The sequence below is a fragment of the Streptomyces sp. B21-083 genome (genome assembly GCF_036898825.1).
Taxonomy (GTDB): Bacteria; Actinomycetota; Actinomycetes; order Streptomycetales; family Streptomycetaceae; genus Streptomyces.
In genome coordinates, this window is record NZ_JARUND010000001.1 from 2,372,461 (window position 1) to 2,394,141 (window position 21,681).

The following is a 21,681-nucleotide window of genomic DNA, read 5'->3' on the forward strand; positions in this document are numbered from 1 at the left end:
ACTACTGGCAGACACTCTTACCGGCCTCACACCGGACCCTTCACCTCCACCCGCGCGTGGCACACCGGGCACGATTACGTTCCGATGTCGTGCACTTGGCAGAAACAGCGCCGGACGTCACGGCGAAGACCGGTCCCCCGCGATCCCGGCCCCCGGAGGCCGACGCGCCCGCGCAGTGGCATCGCGTCCTGACGCTGCTCGCGACCGTCAGTCTGTTCATCGGTACGCGTGCGGTCTGGACGCAGGCCGCCAGTCACCGGCTGGTCATCGCCGCCGTCATCTCGCTCTGCTATCTGTCGATCCTGGTCAGCGGCGTGCTGGCGCTGACCGTGCGCCGGACGCGTTCGCTCGCCCGGCTCGATCTGTGCGTCCTGGTCACCGCCGTGACACTGACCCTGTGCACCTTCGCCCTGAACCACGCCGGCGGCGACGAGGGCGTCCTCACGGCGCAGGCCGCCCGCGAACTGGTCGCCGGGCATCCGGTGTACGGGCAGCCCTGGCCGTGGCTCTTCCAGCACAATCCCGACGTCGCCCTGACACCGACGATGAACGGCGGCTACGACCTCACGTACGGCTACCCACCCCTGGCCCTGCTGCTGACCGCGCCGCTCCTGTGGCTCGGGCACGGCGCGCTCGCGGCGACCGCGGTGACGACCGGGGCGCTGCTCGTCGGCGCGGTGACACTGTGGCGGCTGCTGCCGGTGCCGTGGCGGTCGGCGGCGACCATGGCGTGCCTGGGCTTCGGGTTCCTGCCCAGTTACGCGCGGCTCGGTTACCCGGCGATCATCGGGCTCGCGCTGCTCATCCCGGTGGTGGTGCACTGGCCGAGGATCGGTGCGGGCGGGCGGCTGGGATGGGGCGGCCTCGCGCGGGGCGCCTGTCTGGGCGCGGCCTGCGCGGCACAGCAACTGCCGTGGTTCCTCGTACCGTTTCTGCTGGCCGGGATCTACGCCGTGCGGCGGGGCGAGCTGGGCGCCCGGCCCGCCGCCGGGGTGGTGCTGCGGATCGCCGGTACGGCGGTCACCGTATGGCTGCTGATCAACACGTACTTCGCCGTGAGCGAGCCGCGCACCTGGGCGGCCGGGGTCGCGCTGCCGTTGACGCAGAACGCGACGATCCACGGGCAGGGCCTGGTGGGCATCGCGCTGTACTACACCAGCGGCAGCGACCGGCTGGCCTGGTACAGCCACGCGAGCATGCTGCTGGCGGGTGCCCTGCTGGCGCTGCTCGTCCTGTTCGTGCGGCGGCTGGGGCCGGCGGCGACGGTGCTGCCGTGGTGCGCCTTCTTCCTGGCGACGCGTTCACAGGACGGCTACTACCTGCTGATGACCCCGCTGTGGCTGGCGGCGGCGGTGACCACGCCGGCCGCGTCCTTCGCCGGGGCGTGGCAGCCCCGGCCGCGCTTCCTGTCGGGCCCGCGCAGGCGCCCGGCGCTGATCGCGGCGGCCGCGCTGCTCCTCGTACCGGCGCTGGCGAGCGCGGCCGTGGCGGCGACGGGTTCACCGCCGCTGCGGATGCGGGTGATGAGGGTGCTCACGCTTCGTCCGGACTCCGTGTCCGAACTGACCCTCCGGGTCACGAACACGGACGACAGCGCCCTGTCGCCCCACTTCACGTTCACCACCGGCCAGGGCATGAGCCGGTGGTGGAAGGTGGTCCAGGGGCCTGCCACGCTGCCCGCGCATGCGAGCGCCGTCTACCGGCTCCAGCCGCCCGGGCCCGTGTTCCACATCCCCCGGCGCCCGGGTACCCGTATCCGGCTGCGCGTGTTCACCGCGTCGCCGGACACGTTGTCGAGCATGGACGTCCGGCTGCCGGGCGAGCGTCCGTAGAGCCCTGGGGCGTAGTCCCTCAGGCGGGGGTGCGGGTGAAGCGGAGGGTGGCCGTGACCGTCGCGAGGCCGCGCATCATGCCCAGTTGGTTCCAGCCCATTCCGAACTCGTCCCGGTCGACGCTGAACTCCGCGTCCAGAACGACCGCGTCGGCGCCGGCGCCGGTGAGGCGTGCGGTGACGCTCGTGGTGCGGCTGATGCCGCGCACGGTCAGCTGGCCGGTGACGTGCACGGAGTCGCCGTCGCGGAGTTCGGCGCCGCGCACCGCGAAGGTGATCTCGGGGTGGTTCTCGACGTCGAAGAAGTCGGCCCCGTGCAGGTGCTTGTCACGCTTGGCGTGCTTGGTGTCCAGGGACGCGGCGTCCAGGGTCACGGCGCCCGTGGCGGAGCCGTCGGGGAGAACCTCGCCACCGCCGCCGGTGACGGCGAAGGTGCCCTGCACGGTGACCAGGTTCCACATCGTCTTGTGCTTGACGGCGACGGTGGACGCCGTCCGGTCGAGCTGCCACAGGCCGGTTTCCACGGCAACGGTCATGAGCTGTCTCCTGACAGGAACGAGGGTCGTGCGAGGTGCGCGAGAGGCGTGAGGCGTGACCCGGTCATCCAAATTTGGACGATGGGGCGATGGCGTCACGCTAGCCCGTCATCCAAATATGAACAACCCCTCGTTCAAAATTGGACAACCGCTAGAATCGAGGCATGGCCGCCCCTTCCGAACGCCCCGCCGACCTGCCGACCTGTCCCGCCGCACAGGAGAGCGGGCTGCTCCCGGCCGAGCTCCGGGGCTGGATGGTCCTGCTGGCCGCCACCGGGGCGATCGAGCAGCGGCTCGGCCCCGTCCTCAAGGACACGCTCGGGGTCTCCCACGACGAGTTCCTGGTGCTGTGCCTGCTGGCGGAACGGCCCGACGGCGGGCTGCGGATGACCCGGATCGCGGAACTGCTCGGGCGCCCCAAGACCCGGCTCACCTATCAGATCGCCTGCCTCGCGCACGCCGGGCTGGTCACCCGGCGCTCGGTGTGCGGCGACAAGCGGGGCGTCGAGGTGTCCCTCACCGGCAAGGGCCGCCGTCTGTTCACGGAGGCCTCGCCGACCTTGGCCGACACCGTCTCCTCGAGGCTGGCGATGATCGGCCCCGAGGAGCGCGAGACGATGCGCGGGCTGCTGCCGGAGGAGGCGGACAGGGCGGGGCATTGACCTCCTCCCCCGACACCTGGGCCATCAGGCGGCCAGAACCGCCGACGGAAGTCCGTCCGCAGCCCCGGGAGTCCGCGCTCGCACCCGGTCAGGCACCAGCCCGCACCACCGGTGACCACAGCCTCCGCCGCCATGACCACGGCCCGGCGGCCGGAGTCCACCGGTCGTCGGCGTCCGCCGGTCGACGGAGGAGCCGGACATCAGTACATGCCCGAGGGCCGCGAGCAGCACGCAGACAGCCGCGAACACGGACACCGTGGCCAGCGGCGCGCGTGAACCCCGCCCGGCAGTCATTGCGACCCAAGCTAGTTTTGAACGCGTTCAAATATTTGCGCTACGCTTGCGGCACCCGTTCCGAGCCATGGGGGAAGCCGTGAAGATCGTCATACCCGGAGGAACCGGCCAGGTGGGTACGGTCCTGAACCGTGCGCTCACCGCCGCCGGTCACGACGTCACCGTCCTGACGAGGCGGCCGACGCGCGACCGCGAGATCGGCTGGGACGGCGAGACCCTGGGCGCCTGGGCCGAGGCGGTCGACGGCAGCGACGTCGTGATCAACCTGGCGGGCCGCAGCGTCAGCTGCCGCTACATCCCCGCCAACCTGCGGGCCATGATGGACTCTCGCGTGCGCTCCGCCCGGGTCGTCGGCGAGGCGATCGCCGGCGCCGCGCGGCCACCCCGGCTCTGGCTCCAGATGAGCACGGCCACCGTGTACGCCCACCGCTTCGACGCCCCCAACGACGAGGCGACCGGCGTCATCGGCGGCACCGAACCCGGCGTACCGGACTACTGGGCGTACAGCGTCGAGATCGCCAAGGCCTGGGAGAGGGCCCAGGAGCAGGCCGCGACGCCCGCCACGCGCAAGGTCGCCCTGCGGACCGCCATGGTGATGAGCCCGGATCGCGGCGGCGTCCTCGACGTCCTGCTGCGGCTGGCGCGGCTCGGCCTGGGCGGACCGGTCGCGGGTGGCGCGCAGTACGTGTCCTGGATCCACGACCACGACTTCGTACGCGCCGTCGAGTTCCTGGCCGGCCGGGACGACCTCGCCGGACCGGTGAACCTCGCCGCTCCCCACCCCCTCCCGCAGCGTGCGTTCATGCACGCGCTGCGCGCCGCGTGGGGCGTGCCGGTGGGCCTGCCGGCGACGCGGTGGATGGCGGAGCTGGGCGCGTTCGCGCTCCGCTCGGACACCGAACTCCTGCTCAAGAGCCGCCGTGTCGTCCCCGGCCGGCTACTCGACGCGGGCTTCACCTTCGAACACGCCGAATGGCCGGAGGCCGCCGCCGACCTCGTACGCCGGGTGCGCGACAGGGCTGCGACGGGCGCCGACATCTCGGCCGGGTCGTCGGCCAGGGGGCCGGCGGGCCGGTGACCGGGCCGAGGGTGAGGCGAGGGCGAGGCGAGGGCGGGTGCGGGTGCGGGTGAGGGGGCGCTGGTCCAGGTCAGGGCACCTGAACGGGCACCGAAGCCGCTCATGACGACGTGCGCATCGGTCCCGGGTCGCTTCTCCCGAGCTGCGCACTGAGCCGGGTGGGCCCCACGGCCAGGTCACCGGGCGCGGCGGCCTGGCCGTGCGGTGTGGCCGGGTTGCTCCTCCCGAGCCGCCTGCTGAGCCGGGCGGTCGCCACCGCCAGGTCACCGGGCGCGGCGTCCTGGCCGTGCGGTGTGGCCGGGTTGCTCCTCCCGAGCCGCCTGCTGAGCCGGGCGGTCGCCACCGCCAGGCCGCCGGGCGCGGCGTCCTGGCCGTCCGGTATGGCAGCAGGGCCCGCGGGTCGGCTTGGGTTCCGGCCTCGGCCCGTGGGCCGAAAAGCAGGCCGCCGGACGCCTTCGGACGCGGCGCGTCGAAAACCGGCCGGTCCGTGCTCCGAGGACAGGGCCGCCGAGGAGTCGCGCAAGTGACCCCTGGTGCGCGGGCCGCCGGGAGCGAGAGGGAAGCTGGTATCGATCAACTCTCCCTGGAGGTACGTGAGATGACGAGCCGTCTGCCGCGCCGTACGGTGCTGGGCGGAATGATCGGCGGTCTGGCGCTGGCCTCGGCCCCGGCTTCGGCCTCGGCCGGCACGGGTGCCGGATCCGCGTCGACCGCAGGGCGCGCACCCGGCGCCACCGGACAGGGGACCGTCGGCCCGGAGCCGTACGTGCCCGTTCCCGTGGGCGTCGGGGGCGGGCCGGCCGGGACGGACCGGGTGCATGTCCTCAAGGTCGGCCCCGACACGGCGGCCACCGTCCTCGTGCTCGTGCCCGGCATGTTCGGGGCGGCGAACGACTTCCGGCTGCTCGCCCGTGACCTGGTCGCGGACGTACCCGGCTTGCAGGTGTGGGCCCTCGACCGGCGCGAGGAGAACCTCGCCGACCGCTCGGGCTTCGCGGGCCCGAACCCCCTCGCCTACTACCTGGACGGCCACTACCGCACCCAGGACCCGGCCGCCTCCCCCTTCGCCGCGCACTGGGGCCTGCCCCTCGCCCTCGCCGATCTCCGGGCCGTCGTCCGCTCGGCTGGGCACGGTGGCCGGCGCGTGGTGCTCGGCGGGCACTCCTGGGGAGCGACGACCGCGATGGCGTACGCGGCCTGGGACTTCGACGGCTGCCCCGGCTACCGGGACCTCGCGGGGCTCGTGGTCGTCGACGGCGGTGTCCTCGGGGCGTTCGACGGAACGGGCGATCCGGTCCTCGACTCGCCGGAGGAGGTACGGGAACGGCTCGCGGCCATCGACGCCGGGGCGGTCTTCGACCTGACCCTGAGCGGTGTGGGTCTGGGCAGCCGCGCGGAGAGCACCCAGATCTGGTACCAGCTCGCCGGCCACTACGCCCTGCGTGACCCCGACGGCCCCTCGGTGCTCCAGCCCCGGCTGCCCGACGCACTGCGCCTTCCGTACACCGTCACCAACGCGGGCCTGCTGGGCGTCCTGGTGGATGCTGGATTCGGCTGGCCCAACGCCATCACCGTGCACTCCGGACACCTCGCCGACAGCGGGGACGTGCGTGGCTGGGTCGACGCCGGGATCACCCCGATAGGCCGGGTCGCGGCGGCGTACGCCGGTCCGGTGCCGGCCGTCTGGGAGTGGTACTGGCCGGCCCGGCTCTCCGTCGACCTCGATGTCACGGACGCCTACACCGACTCCGCTCTCGCCCGCTCCCTGGGCCTGCGACTGCGTCACGCCGACCGCCTCGACATTCCGCTGTACGCCTTCGGGACGAGCTACGCCCAGGGCACCATCGAGGAGTCGGCGCGCACAGTGGTCGCCAACTCCCGTATCCCGTACGCCACTTACCAGACCGACCACGCCATGAACCACCTCGACCCGCTCTTCGCGGCCCCGGCCCACAACACCCTGACGCGGACACTCGCGGAGTTCCTGAAGGGACCCGCGGCGCGCTGAAGCGAGGCTGCCCGTCCGGCCGCTCCCCGCGAGGGCCGGCCGGACGGGCAGTGACGACGCCCCGCTCGACCTACTCGGCCTTGATCGCGGTGAGCATGTTCAGTCGGGCGGCGCTGCGCGCGGGCCACAGGGCCGCCAGCAGGCCGACCAGCGCCGCCAGCAGCAGGAAGAGCCCGAACCGGCCCCATGGCAGCACCAGCATGTATCCGGGTATGTCCGCCTTCGTGGCCTCGCAGACGGCCCAGCCCAGGAAGGCACCGAGGCCGAGCCCGATCACCGCGCCGAAGAGCGAGATGACCACGGCCTCCAGCTGGATCATCCGTGTCACACCCCGCCGGTCGAGCCCGACCGCTCGCAGCATGCCGACCTCGCGCTGTCGCTCGAAGACGGACATCGCGAGGGTGTTCACCACCCCCAGCACCGCGATGACCAGGGAGATCGCGAGCAGCCCGTACAGAACGTTCACCGTCGTGTCGACGTCTCCGTTGAAGTGGTCGCGGATGGCCTGCCGGTCACCGACCGTGGTCCCCGGGTGCCCGGCGACGGCGTCGGCGAGCGCTTTCGCGTCCGTGCTGCCATCCGTCTTGACGTAGATCCACAGGATGCGGCTCTCGTCCTCGTGCGGCTTGAGTACGTCCGTGGAGACGATGACCGGCGAGACGACGGTGTTGCTCTCGAAAATGGCCCCGACGGTCAGCCTGCCGCGCTCAGAGTCCTCGTATCCCACCGGCAGCGTGTCCCCGGCCTTCCAGCCGTTGGACCTCGCGACGTCGTCGGCGACGGCCATCTGCCCCTTCGTGAGCGTCTCCAGTGAGCCGGAGACCACCGTGAGGTGGATGGTCTTCGGGAAGTCCGCCGCGGTGACGCCGGATACCTGTTGCATACTGCGGCCGACCGTCATCAACCCGCCCTGCTCCTGCGACACCGCCCTGACGCCCTCGACCTTGCGCAGCGCGGCGACCGTCGAGGCGTCCAGGCCCGTACCGTCGTCCATGACCATGTAGTCGGCCTTGACGATGTCGTTGGTGATCCGGTCCGCGGACTGACCGAGGGTGGCACCGAGCACGGTCAGACCGCTGACCAGCGTCAGCCCGATGGCCAGCGCGGAGGCGGTGGCGCCGGTACGGCGGGGGCTGCGAACCGCGTTCTGACCCGCGAGCCGGCCGGAGATCCCGAAGCCGCGCCGCAGCAGCGGCCCTGCGACCGCGATCACGGGCCGGGACAGCAAGGGGATCAGCACGATGACCCCGATCACCGCGAAAAAGGCACCGAGTCCGACGATCTTCGCGCCGCTCGAACCACCGGCCCCGGCACCCGCGACGACGATCACCGCGCCGAGCAGCGTGACGATTCCGCCGAGGGAGTTGCGCACAACCAGGGACTTGGTGGTGGCCGGCAGATGCGCACTGCCGATCGCCGCGACCGGCGGAATCTTCGCGGCGCGACGGGCGGGCAGCCAGGCGGCCACCATGGTGACCAGGACACCGACGACAACAGCGACAAGGACGGTCGTCGACGTGACGGTCAGCGGCCCGTCCGGGATCTTCCCGCCGCCGAGATCGACAGCGGAGCGCGCTATGGCAGCGATGGCGGCGCCCAGCCCGAGCCCGGCGGCCGAGGCGACCACGCCGATCACCATCGCCTCGGTCAGCACGGACCGGGTGACCTGCCTGCGGGAGGCGCCGACCGCGCGCAGCAGAGCGAGTTCCCTGGTGCGCTGGGCGGCCAGCATGGTGAAGGTGTTGGCGATCAGGAAGACGCTGACGAAGAGCGCGACGCCGGCGAAGGCGAGCAGCAGGGTACCGAGCGTCAACGCGTCCGACGCCGCCATCTTGGCCTCCTCGTCGGCGAGTTGCCGACCAGTCTTGGCCTTCGCGGAGTCGGGGAGCACCTTCCCGACGGTGGCGGCGAGGTCGGAGCTCGAAACACCCGGGGCGGCGGTGACGGTGACGGACTGGTAGACGCCCGGCCGGAGGAAGAGCCGCTGCGCGACCGGCGTGTCGAACAGCACCAGGCTGCCGCCTTCGGCCACCGAGCTGTTCTCGGTGGTGAAGATGCCGGAGAGCCTGTACGTCTTCGCCGGACCCGTGAGGGCGACGGGCACGGTGTCACCGACGTGGTAGCCACCCTTCTCTGCCGCGCCCCTGTCGAGCGCGACCTGCCCGGGCCCGGTGGGGCCGCTGCCGTCGGTGAACTCGTAGAGCCCGTCCTTGCCGCTCTTCCCCGGCGCGAAGTTGGCGCCCGTGTTGAGCATGCCGGCGCCGATGAGCCCGCCGTTCTTGTCGGCGACGGAGGCGGACCCCTCGACCCGCCCGGCGGCTTCGGCGACCCCGCCGAGTCGGGCGATCTCGTCGAACGTCTTCCGGCTGATGCCGGGGTTCTCGCCGGAGTAGTCGGTGTTCTCCATGACCTGGACATCCACGTGGGCGTAGCTCTTGGCCGCCTGGCTGCCGTAGGCACTTTTGTAGGTGTCGCTGAAGATCAGGGTGCCGGAGACGAACGCGACGCCGAGTATGACGGCGAGCAGGGTCATCAGCAGTCTGGCCTTGTGCGCGAGGACGTTGCGCAGGGCTGTGCGGAACATGGTGGTGTGGTCCCGGTGAGGTGGAGGGGAGGGTGACGGTGAGGGTGAGGGGCGGTCAGGGGGCGCGTCGGTTCGGCCGGCCCGGCACGGCTCAGCTCAGCTCAGGTCGTGCGGAACTTGGTGTCGAAGGACTTCATGAGGTCGAGAACCCGGTCCGCGGTGGGCTCGTACAGCTCGTCGACGATCCGTCCGTCGGCGAGGAAGATGACCCGGTCCGCATAGGCCGCGGCGACCGGATCGTGGGTGACCATGACGACGGTCTGGCCCAACTCCCGTACGGAGTCCCGCAGGAACCCGAGGACCTCGGCCCCCGCACGCGAGTCCAGGTTTCCCGTCGGCTCGTCCCCGAAGACGATGTCCGGCTTGGAGGCGAGGGCGCGGGCGACGGCGACACGTTGCTGCTGGCCGCCGGAGAGCTGGGCGGGACGGTGGCTGAGCCGGCCGGACAGACCGACCATCTGTATGACGGTGTTCAGCCACTCCTGGTCCGGCGTCCGGCCCGCGATGTCCATCGGGAGCGTGATGTTCTCGAGTGCGGTGAGGGTCGGCAGCAGGTTGAACGCCTGGAAGATGAAGCCGACCTTGTCCCGGCGGAGTCTGGTGAGCTGCCTGTCCGTCAGGGACCCGAGCTCGATGTCACCGACGCGGACCGAGCCGGAGGAGAAGGAGTCCAGCCCGGCGACGCAGTGCATCAGGGTGGACTTGCCGGACCCGGAGGGCCCCATGATCGCGGTGAACTGGGACTGTCCGAAGCCGACGCTGACCTGGTCGAGGGCGACCACCTGGGTGTCACCCTGCCCGTAGACCTTGGAGAGTTGTGTGGCGCGGGCGGCCACGGTGGGGGTGACGGTGCGGGGGCCGGTGGGCGAGGCGGTGGTCACGGGTACGACTCCGATCGACGGCAGAAGCAGCGCGGGGCGCGGGCCTCACCGACGGACACAGACCGCCGAAGACAGCACATGGACACGGGAGTCCAGGCCCACCCCGCTGGGGACCCCTCCATCGTCCGGTTCATACGGGTCCCCGCGGATCAGCCGAAAAGCTGACCACCTGGGGGTGACGGGGGAGGCGGATCCGTCAGCCTCGGGGATGCCGTCGCGTCAGCTCCGGGGATGATGAAGTCCGTGAATCGCTTGCGGCAGCGGGCCTGTCGCCAGGGCCGGCGTCCGCTCACCGGCGAGACGCGCCTCAATTCCGGCAGGACCAGCCCCCTCGCCGTATCGGCCATACGGCCGAGGTACAGCCGAGCCGAGCGATGCGACTCTCGTCCACGAGACGGGAGAGACGGACGAGACGTGATCCGCACGGCCACCGTCCTGCATATCGCCGTATCGCCGTATCGCGCGTATCGCCGTATCGCCCCACTGCCGCGCTTGCACAGATCCCAAGTTTTCGTGTGCGACGCCGGCCGAGGCCGGGGCGCTGAGGGGTAATCCGCTCATGAGCACGCGAGTGGAGCGTCGTATGCCGAGCACGCGAGCGGCATCGGTCGAGCCGGCGTCCTGAGTCGACCTCGGGAAGGCGCCTGTCACGCGCCGCGCAACACCGTTTCCAGGTGGCGACCCCAGCGCAGTGCGGTGGCCACGATCTCTCGCGTGCCGGGTTCGAGGCGGTGGCGCGGTCCGACGACCTGGACGGCGGCGACGACCTCGTCCGTGAAGTCGCGGACCGGTACGGCGACCGAGTACAGGCCGGGCTCGGCCTCCTCGTCGACGATCGAGTATCCGCGCTGCCGGGTCAGCGACAGCCGGCGCAGGAAGTCGTCGAGGCCGGTCGGTGTGTCGGGGCCGTGGCGGACGAAGTCGGTGCGGGAGAAGACCGCCGCCACCTCGTCGTCGTCGGCGTCCATCAGCAGCGCCTGGCCGCAGTCGCTGCAGTACGCCGGGTAGGGGCGGCCGATCCAGGAGCCGAGCTGCCGGCTGCCGGGCGGCACCCGTTCGGCGACGGTCACGGTCGTGTCGCCCACGAGAACGCCGAGGTAGCAGCTCTCGCCGGTCTCCGCCGCCATGCCCTCCAGGGCCGTGAGACCGTCGGTGCGCAGGCGGTGTGCCGTGAGTTCCCGGGCCGTCGTGTAGAGCCTCCAGTGAGGTGCCACCGCGCCCGAGGCCTCGTCGCGTTCGACGAAGTCCTCCGCGCCCATGGCGGTGAGTGCCCGGGACAGCTGACTGCGGTCGCGGCCCATCCGCCTGGCGAGTTCGGAGACGGACACGGCCAGGCCATGACGTCGGCCGCCGGCCGTGCCCCGGGCGAGCGCGGACAGGACGTCCAGGCCCTTCGCCACGCTCGAGTCCACGTACCCCTCGTACTCCTCCGTCGTCCCGGCGCGCCCGTACGACGGGGTGCCGGGCCCGTGCTCGTTGATCCGCACTGTACCGCCGCCTTCCCACAAGATCAGAAACTGTGCAGTATTTACATCTTGCCGTGCATTTAATGCACGCCTAGCATCCTCTGCATCAGCTGCCGCCGAATGCCGAGGGATGTACGCGTATGGGCACGACGATGCCGCCGGGAACCACCGAACGAGGCCGGGAGGCAGCGGATCCGTCCGTACGGCGCCGGACGGTACGGAGGGTCAAGGCCTACTGGCCGGTCTCAGAGAACACCCTGGCCGCCTGCGCGCGGGGCGACCTCGACACGCTGCGCTCCGACGAGTCCTTCGCCTCACTGCTGCGCGTGCTGGAGAGTTCGCCCGAACTCGGGGACTTCGGCGTGTACGGCGACGTCTTCGAGGTGGCATTCGGCGCGGAGGGCTTCACCGTCCGGCCGGGCGCCCACCCCGCCCTCGGCTCGGTCGGCGGGCGGTTCCTCTCCGCCACCGTCGCCGTGACCACGTACGTCGACTCGGTGACGGACGAGGACCTGGCGCGGGTGCTGGCCCGCCTCGCCGACGCCCATCCCTGGGAGATCCCGGTGATCGAGCTCTCCGCCCCGCTGGAACTCGTCTCCCGAGCCTGACCAGAGCGCAGCGAACCCTCCCGAACCCGAGCCCCTCAGCCCCTCAGCGCGGCACCCGCACCCGGTGACCGCCCCTGCCGCGTGCGCACCACCCGACGCGCACCGCTCCCCCGCCGAAAGTGGCTTCACCCCTCCGCCATGCCATGCCGATCGCCCCCCACGCGTCCTGCCCCTCCCCGCTCCCCAGAGGACACGTCATGTCAGTCTCAGTCGCACCGGAGAACCCCGCGGCGCCCGCCACCGGCGCCGCCCAGCGCAGCCCCGACGGCCTGCGCCGCACCATGCGGTCCCGCCATCTCGTGATGATCGCGATGGGCGGCGTCATCGGCTCGGGGCTCTTCCTCAGCTCCGGCTTCACCGTCTCCCAGGCCGGCCCGCTCGGCGCCGTACTCGCCTATCTGGTGGGCGCGTTCGTCGTCTGGCTGGTGATGACCTGCCTCGGCGAACTCGCCGTCATCTACCCCGTCTCGGGTGCGTTCCACGTCTACGCGACCCGCTCCATCGGCCCCGCCACCGGCTTCGCCACCGCCTGGCTGTACTGGCTGACCTGGGCGGTCGCCCTCGGCTCCGAGTTCACCGCGTGCGGGCTGCTGATGCAGCGCTGGTTCCCCGGTGTCAGCGTCTGGGTCTGGTGCGTGGTGTTCGCCACGGTCGTCTTCGGAGTGAACGCCTTCTCCGCCCGGGTCTTCGGCGAGACCGAGTACTGGTTCTCCCTGGTCAAGGTCGTCGCCGTGGTCGCCCTCATCGTGCTCGGCGGCGCGGCCCTGGCCGGCTTCCACCCGCTCTCCTCGGGCGGATCCCACCCCTTTCTGCTGCAGAACTTCAGCACTCCGGACGGCCTCTTCCCACATGGTTTCTCCGGCGTCCTCGTCACCGTCCTGGCGGCTTTCTACGCCTTCTCCGGGTCCGAACTCATCGGCGTCGCCGCCGGTGAGACCGAGGACCCCGCGACCGCCGTACCCAAGGCGCTGCGCGTCACCGTCATCCGTCTGCTGGTCTTCTTCGTCGGCGCGATCACGGTGATCGCCGCGACCATCCCGTACGACAAGGTGGGTCTGGACGAGAGCCCGTTCGTCACCGTCTTCTCCTCCGTCGGCGTCCCCTACACGGCCGACGCGATGAACTTCGTGATCATCACGGCGCTGCTGTCCGCCGGGAACAGCGGCCTGTACTCCTGCGCCCGCATGCTCTTCTCCCTCGCGGAGGAGAAGCAGGCCCCGCAGGTGCTGCGCCGGCTCAGCCGCCGTGGCATCCCGCTGGTCGCCCTGTCGCTCAGCATGGTCGGCGGTGCCGCCTCCCTGGTGAGCAGCGTCGCGGCGCCCGAGACCGTCTACCTGGTGCTGGTGTCGATCGCCGGGTTCGCCGCGGTCGGCGTGTGGATGTCCATCGCCGCGTCCCAGTTCTTCCACCGGCGGGCCTTCGTACGCGACGGCGGGGACGTCCGGACGCTGTCGTACCGGACCCCCTTCTACCCGGTCGTGCCCATCCTGGCCTTCGCCCTGTGCCTCGCCTCGCTCATCGGTATCGCGCTGGACCCGGCGCAGGCCACCGCCCTGTACTTCGGCGTCCCGTTCGTGGCCGGCTGCTACCTGTACCACTGGCTGCGCCACGGTCGCCGCCGGACCGCTGGAGCCGCCGTATGAGGCCCACCTGTCTGCTCCTCGACCTCGACGGCACGCTGATCGACTCCGCTCCCGGCGTGACCGCGAGCGCCGCCGCGGCCCTCCGCTCGGTCGGGGCGTCGGTCCCGGACGGGCCCGCGCTGCGCGGCTTCGTCGGTCCGCCGATGTACGACACGTTCCGCCACGTCGTCGGCCTCGACGAGCCGACCGCGCGGGCCGCCCTCGCGGCCTACCGCACGGAGTACGCCCGGCACGGAGCGTCGGCCGCCACCGTGTACGACGGGATTCCCGAACTGCTGGACGCCTTGGCCGCGTCCGGCCTCCCGATGGGCGTCGCGACCTCCAAGGTGCAGGACCAGGCGGAGCTGATGACACGTCGCTTCGGTCTCGACGCACGGCTGCTGACCGTGTGTGGTGTCTCCGACGAGGCGGGCCGCACGACGAAGCGGCAGGTCATCCGGGAGTGCGTCACCCGGCTGCGGGACCGGGGCGCGGACGTCCGCCGGCCGCTCATGGTCGGCGACCGCGCCTACGACATCGAGAGCGCGGCGGCAGAGGGCATCCCTACCGTCCATGTGCGGTGGGGCTACGGCGGGGAGGCGGAGTCGGCCGGAGCGGTCGCCTACGTCGCCGAACCGGCCGAACTGATCCACCTGCTCGCCACGCTCCCCCGCACCGCCCTCGCAATCACCCCTGAGACCGCCCACTGAGAGGACCCGCCACCCATGACACCGAACAACACCGCCGCCGCCACCGGCCCGACCACGGCCACCGAACCACCCCTCTGGGCCCTGCACCGGGAACTGACGGCGACGACGGTCCGGACGGACCTCACGCACGCCTTCCACCCGGGCCAGCCGCACTTCCCCGCCTTCCCGGACGAGGAGCGTGAGCTGCCGTTCGACATGTCGCGTGGCGACGGCTTCACCGTGCATCTCCACACGATCGTCGGCCAGTGGGGCACCCACGTCGACCCGCCCGTGCACTTCGTCGCCGGGGCCCGGACCCTGGACGAGATCCCGGTCGACGAGATGATCCTGCCGCTGGTCGTCCTCGACATCAGCGACCGCGTGGCCGCCGACCCCGACGCCGTACCGACCCTGGACGACATCGCAGCTTGGGAGTCGCGCCACGGCCGTATCCCCGCCGGCTCCTTCGTGGCCCTGCGCACCGGCTGGAGCCGGCGCTGGCCCGACCCGGCCGCCATGGCCAACAAGGACGAGGCGGGCGTGAGCCACTGCCCGGGGTGGTCCGCCGAGGTCCTGCGGTACCTCTTCGAGGAGGCCGGTGTCACCGCGATCGGGCACGAGCAGACCGACACGGACCCCGGACTCGCCACCTCCGCCGGTGACTTCAGCCTGGAGCGTTACGTGCTGGCACGCGACCGCTGGCAGATCGAGCTGCTGGCCGACCTGGACCGGGTGCCCGAGGCCGGGGCCCTGATCGTCGCCACCTGGCCCAAGCCGCAGGGCGGTTCGGGGTTCCCCGCCCGCGTGTTCGCCCTGCACCAAGCGGTCTGAACCAGGCGGTCCGGACCGGGTCCGAACCGCCGACATGACACGAAGAGCTCCGGTCGGCCATGTCGCCGCCGGAGCTCTTCGGTGAGTGCGAGTCAGGAGACACAGCCACAGCCATGGACACCATCGACGAGCAGATCATCACCGAGCTCACGGGCAACGCCCGTATGTCCCATGCCGAGTTGGGCCAGCGGGTGCGCCTGTCCCGCAACGCCGTGCGCCAGCGCGTCGAGCGCCTGGAACGGCAGGGGCACATCGGCGGCTACACCCTGGTGCGTCCGTCGAGCGGGCCCGACCGGCCGACGGTGGCCGCCCATGTCCTGGTCTACCGCCAGGACCGGATGCGTGGCGGCGATGTCCTGGCCGCCCTCAAACGCATCCCGGAGGTGGTCTTCTGCGACGTGCTGAGCGGCCAGTTCGATCTGCTGGTCAGCCTGGAGGCCGACTCCCTGGAACGCGTACAGGGCATCTGGGAGCAGATCGCCCAGATGCCCGGTGTACGGGACACGGTGACGGCACTCGCGCTGTCCCGTGTCGTCAGCCGGCCGCGGCTATGAGACGCCCCCGGCTATGACGGCCACAGCTATGGAACGGCCATGAGAGCACGTGCCGTGTCCCGGTCCAGCAACCCGCGCCGCACGACGACGTCCAGTACGTCGTCGCCCGTCGTCAGCGCCTCCCGGGCCACCGCCGAGGCGACCTCGTGCCCGATGCGGGGCGCCAGCGCCGTCACCGCGCCGACCGCCCCGGTGATCCCCGGCGGAAGCGTGGATCCGCCGGCGGTGATGCCCGCCACGCACAGCGTGCGCAGCGCCGCACAGCCGCGGGTGAGCCAGGTGATGTGCTGGAGCAGCAGGTGCCCGATCAGTGGTTCGAACGCGTTCAGCTGCAACTGCCCGTTGTCGGCGGCCATGGTGATCGCGACGTCCGCACCGGCGGTCGCGAACGCGATCTGGTTGACCATCTCGGGGATCACCGGGTTCACCTTGCCCGGCATGACCGACGAACCGGTCTGCCGCGCCGGCAGGTTGATCTCGGCGAACCCCGCGCGCGGTCCGCTGGCCAGCAGCCGCAGGTCGCTGCACACCTTGGACAGCTTCACCGCCGTCCGCTTCAGCACCCCCGACACGGTCAGGAACACCCCGGTGTCGGAGGTGGCCTCGACCAGGTCGGCGGCGGGCGTGTGGTCGAGCCCGGTCAGCGCCCTCAACTGCCGTACGGCCGCCGCCGCGTAGCCGGGCTCGGCGGCGATGCCCGTGCCGACGGCCGTCGCCCCGAGGCTGGTCTCGGCGAGCAACGGCAGCGTCTCGCCGATCCGGTCGACGTCCTCGGCGAGCGTCGTCCCGAAGGCGGCGAACTCCCGGCCCAGCGTCATCGGTACGGCGTCCTGCAGCTGGGTGCGTCCGATCTTCACCACGGCGGCGAACTCCGCACCCTTGGCAGTGAACTCGGCTGCCAGCAGGGCGAGTTCACCGGTCAGCCCGACCAGGGCCGCGGTGACCGCGATGCGCAGGGCGGTGGGGTAGACGTCGTTGGTGGACTGGCAGCGGTTGACGTCGTCGAGCGGATGGAGGTGTTCGTAGTGGCCGCGCTCGTGGCCGAGGTGTTCCAGCCCGAGGTTGGCGATCACCTCGTTGGCGTTCATGTTGGTGCTGGTCCCCGCCCCGCCCTGGATGACGTCCACGGGGAACTGATCGTGGTGGCGGCCGTCCGCGACGGCCTCGCAGGCCGCCGCGATGGCCCGCACCTTGTGCGGCTCCAGCACGCCGATCTCACCGTTGGCGAGGGCGGCGGCGTGCTTCACCAGGGCCAGGGCGCGCACGAGTTGGGGGTGGACGGAGACCGGGACACCGCTGACGCCGAAGTTCTCCAGGGCGCGGGCCGTGTGCACGCCCCAGTACGCCTCCGCGGGCACCGGTACGTCCCCCAGCGCGTCCGTCTCGACGCGGAAGCCGTTCACACTCCGGCCCCGTTGAGGCAGACGACCTTCGGCTGGGTCATGTCCTCGTAGGCGAAGCGCACGCCCTCACGGCCCATGCTGCCGTACTTGAAGCCACCGAAGGGCATCGCGTCGATACGGTAGTCGGAGGAGTCGTTGATCATCACACCGCCCGCCTCCAGCAGCCGTGCCGCGGCCATGGCCCGGTCCAGCGAGGCCGTGAAGACGCCCGCGTGCAGGCTGAAGTCGATCTCGTTGGCCCGCTCGACGGCCTCCTCGAAGGTGTCGAAGGGCTCCAGGACGACGACGGGCGCGAACGCCTCCTCCCGCCAGACAGCCGACGTCGCCGGCACGTTCTCGAGAACGGTCGGGGCGTACCCGCTGCCGTCCCGCTCGTGGCCGCACAGCAGCCTGGCCCCCTCGGCGAGGGCGGCGGCGACCGTGGCCTCGACCGCGACCGCCGCCCGTTCGTCGATCATGGGACCGACGTCGGTGCGCTCGTCGGCGGGGTCCCCGGTACGCAGCTGCCGGGTGCGCTGGACGAACGCGTCCCGGAACGCCGCGTACACCGGGCGCTCGACGAGGATCCGCTGGGTGCCGACGCAGTTCTGGCCGGCCGCCCAGAACGCCCCGGACACACACGCCTCGACCGCCGCGTCCAGGTCCGCGTCGGCCAGCACCAGGACGGGGGCGTTGCCGCCGAGGTCCATGGCGAGCTTCTTCAGCCCGGCCGAGCGCGCGATGGCCTCACCGGTGCGGAATCCCCCGGTGAACGACACCATCCGCACGTCCGGGGCGGCCACCACGGCGGCCCCCAGCTCGGCGCCGCCGTTGACCACGGTCACCACGTCCTCCGCCAGCCCCGCCTCCACCAGCGTGTCGACCAGCCGCAGCGCGGACAGCGGGGTGAGCAGGGACGGTTTCAGGACGACCGCGTTGCCGCCCGCGATCGCCGGGCCGAGCTTGTGCGCGACCAGGTTGAGCGGGTCGTTGTACGGCGTGACGGCCGCGATGATGCCCAGCGGCTCACGGGTGAACCAGCCCGAGCGCCCCTCCGATCCCGCGTACGCGTCGAACGGCACCACCTCGCCCGCGTTGCGGCGCGCCTCGGCCGCCGACAGCCGCAGGGTGTTGACCGCGCGGCCGGTCTCCTTGCGGGCCTGCGTGAGGGTCTTGCCGGCCTCGGCGACGATCAGCCGGGCGAACGACTCGGCGCGCTCCTCGATCAGCCGGGCCGCGCCGTCGAGCACCGCCACGCGGGCGGCCCGGGAGAGGCCACGAGCGGTCTCGCGCCCTCGCCGGGCCCGCCGCAGGACAGCGTCCACGGCGTCGGCCGAGGTCAGGCAGACCGAGCCGATCGTCTCGCCGGTGTACGGGTTGCGCACCGGCGCCATGCCGTCGCCGACCTGCGCGTGCGTGGGCAGAGCGCCCAGTGAGACATCAGCCACGACGGGCCTCCTGAAGGGACTTGACGCCGAAGCCGGAGGCGGCGCCGCCGGTGTGCTCGTGGATGCCGATGACGTCCGAGAGCAGCGCGTACGCCGTCTCGGTGCGCCCGGCGCCGGGCCCGCCGATGGTGACGGTGCCCAGCAGATCGGTGTGGAACGCCACGGCGTTGGTGGGACCCGAGACCCCGGCGAGCGGGTGCTCGGCGGGCAGTGCGACCGGCGCGACCCTGGCCTCGACGGTGCCGTCCGGGCGGCGGACGGCGGAGCCGACCAGCCTCCAGCGCAGCCCCTCGGCCGCGGCCAGCCGTACGTCCTCGGCGGTGAGGGACGAGATGCCGGTGCAGGGAACATCCGTACGCTTCAGCTCGGCGCCGAGCACCTCGCCCGCGAGGATCATGACCTTCAGCTGGACGTCGTACCCCTCGACGTCGGCCGTCGGGTCCGCCTCGGCGTAGCCCAGGGCCTGGGCCTCGGCGACGGCGTCCGGGAAGGACAGGCCCGACTCCAGCCGGCCGAGGACGTAGTTGGAGGTGCCGTTCATGACGCCCTCGAAGCCGGTCACGGTCAGCCCGCCGAACATGCGGCGCGCAGTACGCAGGACCGGCGTGCCCGACATCACGGTCCCCTCGGACTCGACGCGCACACCGTGCCGCCGCGCCAGTTCCCGCAGGGCTGGGCCGTGCAGGGCGATGGGCCCCTTGTTGGTGGTGCACACGTGCTTGCCGGCCTCGATCGCCCACCGTATGTGCGACAGCGCGGGCTCCCCGTCCGTGGGGTTGGTGAAGGTGGCCTCGGCCACGATGTCGGCCGGTACCTCTTTGATCACCCACTCGTTGCGGGGCTCCGGGCTACCGCCCGCCAGTTCCGAGAAGTCCAGCTCACCGGGGGCGGCGGCGAGCAGGGGCGCCAGGTCGATGCCGTCCCCCTCCGTCCGTACGAGGGATCCCGCACGCAGGTCCGTGATGGCCACCACCCGCAGTCCGAAGCCGAGTTCGGCCCGCAGGGCTTCTCCGCGTTCGGCGATCAGCTCGGCGAGCGCGCGGTTGACGCCGCCGAATCCGATGAGCGCGAGGTCGTATCGGAACATCCGGTCCTCCTTCACTGGTGCGGCCGGGCGGGACCGCGCGGCCTCCCACAGCGTCACGGCCGGACAGGTCAGCACGACCATGCCGAAACGGCCGTGACGACTGCCGATGTGCACCGTCGGCCGAGCGCTCGTCCCGCACGCCGCTGGCTATAGTGCGCGGGTGACGACGAACGAGCCCACGCCCGGACCGACGGCGAAGGGAACGGCCTCCTCACTGCGTATGGCGCTGCGGATCGTCAACACCGTGCTGGACCGGGAGATGTCGGGCCGGGCCGGATTCAACGTCAGCAGGCTCGCCGACGAGGTCGGCATCGAGCGCAGCAAGGCGTCCCGGACCACTCAGGACCTGTGCGACAAGGGCTTCCTCGAACGCCGGGAGGACTCGACGCTACGAGCCGGCGGCGCCTTCTTCACGGCGGCGGCGTCCCTGCACCCCGGCCTGGTCCGGCGCAGCCGTCCGCTTCTGCGCAGCCTCGCCGTCGGCCACGGGGCGGGCGCACGGCTCTCCGTCCTCGACGGCGTCCAGGTCAGGGTGGTGCGAGCCGAGTCGGCCGCGGGTATCGCCCACGAGTGGCTCGGTCCGGCGAGTCTCGTCACCCCGTGCTGGTGCACCGGTGCGGGCCGGGCGCTCCTGCTCGACCACACCCCCGACGAGATCACCGCCCTTCTGGACGACTACGAACTGATCGGCGTCGGCGGCCCCGACGCGGCGCGCTCCGTCGAGGAACTCGTCGCCGCCAACGACCACGACCGCCTGCGCGGCATCGTCACGGCGCGGGGCGAGTTCGAACACGGGGTCGTCGAGTACGCCGTACCCGTGCGGGACGCCGAGGGGCGCATCCGGGCCGCCGTGTCGGTCGTGGGCAGAGACCACGACCTGCTGCCGCGCGAGCGGACGATCGAAACGGACCTCGGGACGGCGGCTGCCGCGTTGGCCGGCTCCATGAACGGTGACGGCACGGAAGAGTAGGGGCGGGCCCGCCGACGAGGTAGGCATCGCCGAGCGCCCCCTCCCCCAGGCGAACCGCCCGAACCCGCAGCTCAGACGGACGTCCGCCCCTTCAGCGTCGCTGTGATCACCCGTGCCCGCGACGACCGGCTCGGCCTCGCCATCGCCTCGGAGGCCAGGTCCGCCGGGCTCAGCCGGCGAGGCGGGGGCGGCCGGCCGGGGTGGGAGCCACGCCGAGGTGTTCGAGCAACAGCCCTTCCCGGGTGGACCAGGGGCAGATCTCGACACTCTTGGCCCCGCAGGCTTCCATCAGGGCCTGCGCGATCAGGGCTCCGGCCAGGGACTGCTCGGCGCGGTGCCGGGAGATGCCCGGCAGCTTGGCACGGTGGGACGGTGCCGCATCAGCCAGCACAGAGACCGCCGTGCGCAGTCGGGGCAGCGTCAGCCGCCCTGTGCGCGGTGTCCTGCTCTGGGCGGCGGCGAGGCGGGCGAGCTGTTCGAAGGTCTTGGAGGAGGCCAGCACCCGCCCTCCCGGCTCGGCCCGTGGCAGGTCGGGGACGGCTTCCAGAGACTCGCGGAGGTACCGCAGGACCTCGGCGAGACGGCGTCGGGACGGCGCGGTGCCGCCGGGAAGCCAGTCCCGGGTGATCCTCCGGGCGCCCAGCGGCAGTGAGTTGACGACGCGGGGCTGGTCTCCGGTGCCGGAGGCGATCTCCACGGTGCCGCCGCCGATGTCCAGGACCAGCAACCGCCCGGCCGTCGGGCCGGCCCACTGGCGGGCGGCCACGTAGGCCAGCCGCGCCTCCTCCTCGCCGCTCAGCACGCGCAGGCGGGTGCCGGTGGCGCGTGCCACTCGCGCGATGATCTCGTCACGGTTGGGCGCGTCACGGATGACGGAGGTCGCGAACGCGAACACTTCCGGTCCGGGCAGCCGCGGACCGGCGGTGACGGCCTCGGCGACAGCCCGCTCGACGCTCTTCATGCCGACCTTGTCCAGACGCCCCTTGCGGTCGAGGGTCTCGTGCAGTCTCAGCCGCACCTTGCGGGAGAACACCGGCTCCAGCACCGAGCCCGGACGCCGCCGCACCACCGTCAGCAGAGCGCTGTGGCACCCGACATCGAGCACACCTGCCTGCCGCATTCCATCGCCTCCCTCTGCCCCACGCTCGAC

At 71.9% G+C, this 21,681-nt stretch carries 19 protein-coding genes and 1 pseudogene; 10 read left to right on the forward strand and 10 right to left on the reverse strand.

Translation table 11 applies throughout. The annotated features are described in order from the left end of the window. Window positions 1–89: 89 nt before the first annotated feature. Complete coding sequence (locus QA861_RS10710; protein ID WP_443041470.1) at window positions 90–1,832, forward strand: hypothetical protein; 1,743 nt, start codon at window positions 90–92, stop codon at window positions 1,830–1,832. Window positions 1,833–1,851: 19 nt separating this feature from the next. Here the strand turns inward: QA861_RS10710 and QA861_RS10715 are convergent, their stop codons facing one another. Next, window positions 1,852–2,367 (reverse strand): YceI family protein, encoded by a 516-nt coding sequence (locus QA861_RS10715; protein ID WP_334588107.1) that lies wholly within the window; start codon window positions 2,365–2,367, stop codon window positions 1,852–1,854. Between the two features lie 164 nt (window positions 2,368–2,531). Between QA861_RS10715 and QA861_RS10720 the strand changes: the two genes are divergently transcribed. Further along, window positions 2,532–3,029: a MarR family winged helix-turn-helix transcriptional regulator gene (locus tag QA861_RS10720; RefSeq protein ID WP_334588109.1), complete on the forward strand. Its 498-nt coding sequence runs from the start codon at window positions 2,532–2,534 to the stop codon at window positions 3,027–3,029. A gap of 65 nt (window positions 3,030–3,094) precedes the next feature. On the opposite strand, the pseudogene QA861_RS10725 reads toward QA861_RS10720, so the two are convergent. Then, window positions 3,095–3,323 (reverse strand): annotated as a pseudogene (locus QA861_RS10725) (hypothetical protein); the annotation flags it as partial. Window positions 3,324–3,402: 79 nt separating this feature from the next. On the opposite strand from QA861_RS10725, the gene QA861_RS10730 reads away from it, so the two are divergent. Continuing rightward, window positions 3,403–4,401 (forward strand): TIGR01777 family oxidoreductase, encoded by a 999-nt coding sequence (locus QA861_RS10730; protein WP_334588111.1) that lies wholly within the window; start codon window positions 3,403–3,405, stop codon window positions 4,399–4,401. A gap of 100 nt (window positions 4,402–4,501) precedes the next feature. Here QA861_RS10730 and QA861_RS10735 read toward each other — a convergent pair whose 3' ends face one another. Beyond that, on the reverse strand, window positions 4,502–4,744 hold the full coding sequence (locus tag QA861_RS10735; RefSeq protein WP_334588113.1) for a hypothetical protein: 243 nt from the start codon (window positions 4,742–4,744) through the stop codon (window positions 4,502–4,504). 255 nt (window positions 4,745–4,999) lie between these two features. Between QA861_RS10735 and QA861_RS10740 the strand changes: the two genes are divergently transcribed. Next, window positions 5,000–6,409: an alpha/beta fold hydrolase gene (locus tag QA861_RS10740; RefSeq protein WP_334588114.1), complete on the forward strand. Its 1,410-nt coding sequence runs from the start codon at window positions 5,000–5,002 to the stop codon at window positions 6,407–6,409. Window positions 6,410–6,479: 70 nt separating this feature from the next. Here QA861_RS10740 and QA861_RS10745 read toward each other — a convergent pair whose 3' ends face one another. From QA861_RS10745 to QA861_RS10755, 3 genes are all read right to left on the reverse strand, one after another. Then, the gene (locus QA861_RS10745; RefSeq protein ID WP_334588116.1) at window positions 6,480–8,993 is read right to left on the reverse strand and encodes an ABC transporter permease; all 2,514 of its coding nucleotides are present in this window, start codon (window positions 8,991–8,993) and stop codon (window positions 6,480–6,482) included. Between the two features lie 101 nt (window positions 8,994–9,094). Continuing rightward, window positions 9,095–9,874: an ABC transporter ATP-binding protein gene (locus tag QA861_RS10750; protein ID WP_334588118.1), complete on the reverse strand. Its 780-nt coding sequence runs from the start codon at window positions 9,872–9,874 to the stop codon at window positions 9,095–9,097. 647 nt (window positions 9,875–10,521) lie between these two features. Continuing rightward, window positions 10,522–11,361, reverse strand: a complete 840-nt coding sequence (locus tag QA861_RS10755) for an IclR family transcriptional regulator (protein WP_334588120.1) — start codon at window positions 11,359–11,361, stop codon at window positions 10,522–10,524. 119 nt (window positions 11,362–11,480) lie between these two features. Here QA861_RS10755 and QA861_RS10760 point away from each other — a divergent pair, with 119 nt between their 5' ends. The 5 genes from QA861_RS10760 (at window position 11,481) to QA861_RS10780 (ending at window position 15,644) form a co-directional block, all read left to right on the forward strand. Next, window positions 11,481–11,948: a YqfO family protein gene (locus QA861_RS10760; protein WP_334588122.1), complete on the forward strand. Its 468-nt coding sequence runs from the start codon at window positions 11,481–11,483 to the stop codon at window positions 11,946–11,948. Between the two features lie 197 nt (window positions 11,949–12,145). Beyond that, complete coding sequence (locus QA861_RS10765) at window positions 12,146–13,591, forward strand: amino acid permease (protein ID WP_334588124.1); 1,446 nt, start codon at window positions 12,146–12,148, stop codon at window positions 13,589–13,591. Beyond that, entirely contained in the window at window positions 13,588–14,280 is a 693-nt protein-coding gene (locus QA861_RS10770; protein WP_334588126.1) for an HAD hydrolase-like protein, read from the forward strand. The genes QA861_RS10765 and QA861_RS10770 overlap by 4 nt, the downstream gene beginning before the upstream one ends. Before the next feature lie 15 nt (window positions 14,281–14,295). Beyond that, on the forward strand, window positions 14,296–15,090 hold the full coding sequence (locus QA861_RS10775; RefSeq protein WP_334588127.1) for a cyclase family protein: 795 nt from the start codon (window positions 14,296–14,298) through the stop codon (window positions 15,088–15,090). Window positions 15,091–15,203: 113 nt separating this feature from the next. Beyond that, window positions 15,204–15,644: an Lrp/AsnC family transcriptional regulator gene (locus tag QA861_RS10780; protein WP_334588129.1), complete on the forward strand. Its 441-nt coding sequence runs from the start codon at window positions 15,204–15,206 to the stop codon at window positions 15,642–15,644. Between the two features lie 26 nt (window positions 15,645–15,670). On the opposite strand, the gene QA861_RS10785 is transcribed toward QA861_RS10780, so the two are convergent. Genes QA861_RS10785 through QA861_RS10795 form a run of 3 tightly spaced genes read right to left on the reverse strand, consistent with a single transcriptional unit; the run spans window position 15,671 to window position 19,561 of the window. Next, window positions 15,671–17,047, reverse strand: coding sequence for an aspartate ammonia-lyase (locus QA861_RS10785; RefSeq protein WP_334588131.1), 1,377 nt, complete (start codon window positions 17,045–17,047; stop codon window positions 15,671–15,673). Continuing rightward, window positions 17,044–18,474, reverse strand: a complete 1,431-nt coding sequence (locus tag QA861_RS10790) for an aldehyde dehydrogenase family protein (protein WP_334588133.1) — start codon at window positions 18,472–18,474, stop codon at window positions 17,044–17,046. The genes QA861_RS10785 and QA861_RS10790 overlap by 4 nt, the downstream gene beginning before the upstream one ends. Then, window positions 18,467–19,561: a homoserine dehydrogenase gene (locus QA861_RS10795; RefSeq protein ID WP_334588134.1), complete on the reverse strand. Its 1,095-nt coding sequence runs from the start codon at window positions 19,559–19,561 to the stop codon at window positions 18,467–18,469. Before QA861_RS10795 ends, QA861_RS10790 begins: the two co-directional genes overlap by 8 nt. A gap of 160 nt (window positions 19,562–19,721) precedes the next feature. On the opposite strand from QA861_RS10795, the gene QA861_RS10800 reads away from it, so the two are divergent. Then, window positions 19,722–20,531, forward strand: a complete 810-nt coding sequence (locus tag QA861_RS10800) for an IclR family transcriptional regulator domain-containing protein (protein ID WP_334588135.1) — start codon at window positions 19,722–19,724, stop codon at window positions 20,529–20,531. 169 nt (window positions 20,532–20,700) lie between these two features. Here the strand turns inward: QA861_RS10800 and QA861_RS10805 are convergent, their stop codons facing one another. Continuing rightward, window positions 20,701–21,651, reverse strand: coding sequence for a Ppx/GppA phosphatase family protein (locus QA861_RS10805; RefSeq protein ID WP_334588136.1), 951 nt, complete (start codon window positions 21,649–21,651; stop codon window positions 20,701–20,703). Between the last annotated feature and the right edge of the window lie 30 nt (window positions 21,652–21,681).

Excerpts from the sequence above, each read along its gene's own strand:
- QA861_RS10715 (WP_334588107.1), bottom strand. The coding sequence starts at position 2,367 with ATGACCGTTGCCGTGGAAACCGGCCTGTGGCAGCTCGACCGGACGGCG.
- QA861_RS10720 (WP_334588109.1), top strand. The coding sequence starts at position 2,532 with ATGGCCGCCCCTTCCGAACGCCCCGCCGACCTGCCGACCTGTCCCGCC.
- QA861_RS10740 (WP_334588114.1), top strand. The coding sequence starts at position 5,000 with ATGACGAGCCGTCTGCCGCGCCGTACGGTGCTGGGCGGAATGATCGGC.
- QA861_RS10745 (WP_334588116.1), bottom strand. The coding sequence starts at position 8,993 with ATGTTCCGCACAGCCCTGCGCAACGTCCTCGCGCACAAGGCCAGACTG.
- QA861_RS10760 (WP_334588122.1), top strand. The coding sequence starts at position 11,481 with ATGGGCACGACGATGCCGCCGGGAACCACCGAACGAGGCCGGGAGGCA.
- QA861_RS10765 (WP_334588124.1), top strand. The coding sequence starts at position 12,146 with ATGTCAGTCTCAGTCGCACCGGAGAACCCCGCGGCGCCCGCCACCGGC.
- QA861_RS10770 (WP_334588126.1), top strand. The coding sequence starts at position 13,588 with ATGAGGCCCACCTGTCTGCTCCTCGACCTCGACGGCACGCTGATCGAC.
- QA861_RS10775 (WP_334588127.1), top strand. The coding sequence starts at position 14,296 with ATGACACCGAACAACACCGCCGCCGCCACCGGCCCGACCACGGCCACC.
- QA861_RS10780 (WP_334588129.1), top strand. The coding sequence starts at position 15,204 with ATGGACACCATCGACGAGCAGATCATCACCGAGCTCACGGGCAACGCC.
- QA861_RS10795 (WP_334588134.1), bottom strand. The coding sequence starts at position 19,561 with ATGTTCCGATACGACCTCGCGCTCATCGGATTCGGCGGCGTCAACCGC.
- QA861_RS10805 (WP_334588136.1), bottom strand. The coding sequence starts at position 21,651 with ATGCGGCAGGCAGGTGTGCTCGATGTCGGGTGCCACAGCGCTCTGCTG.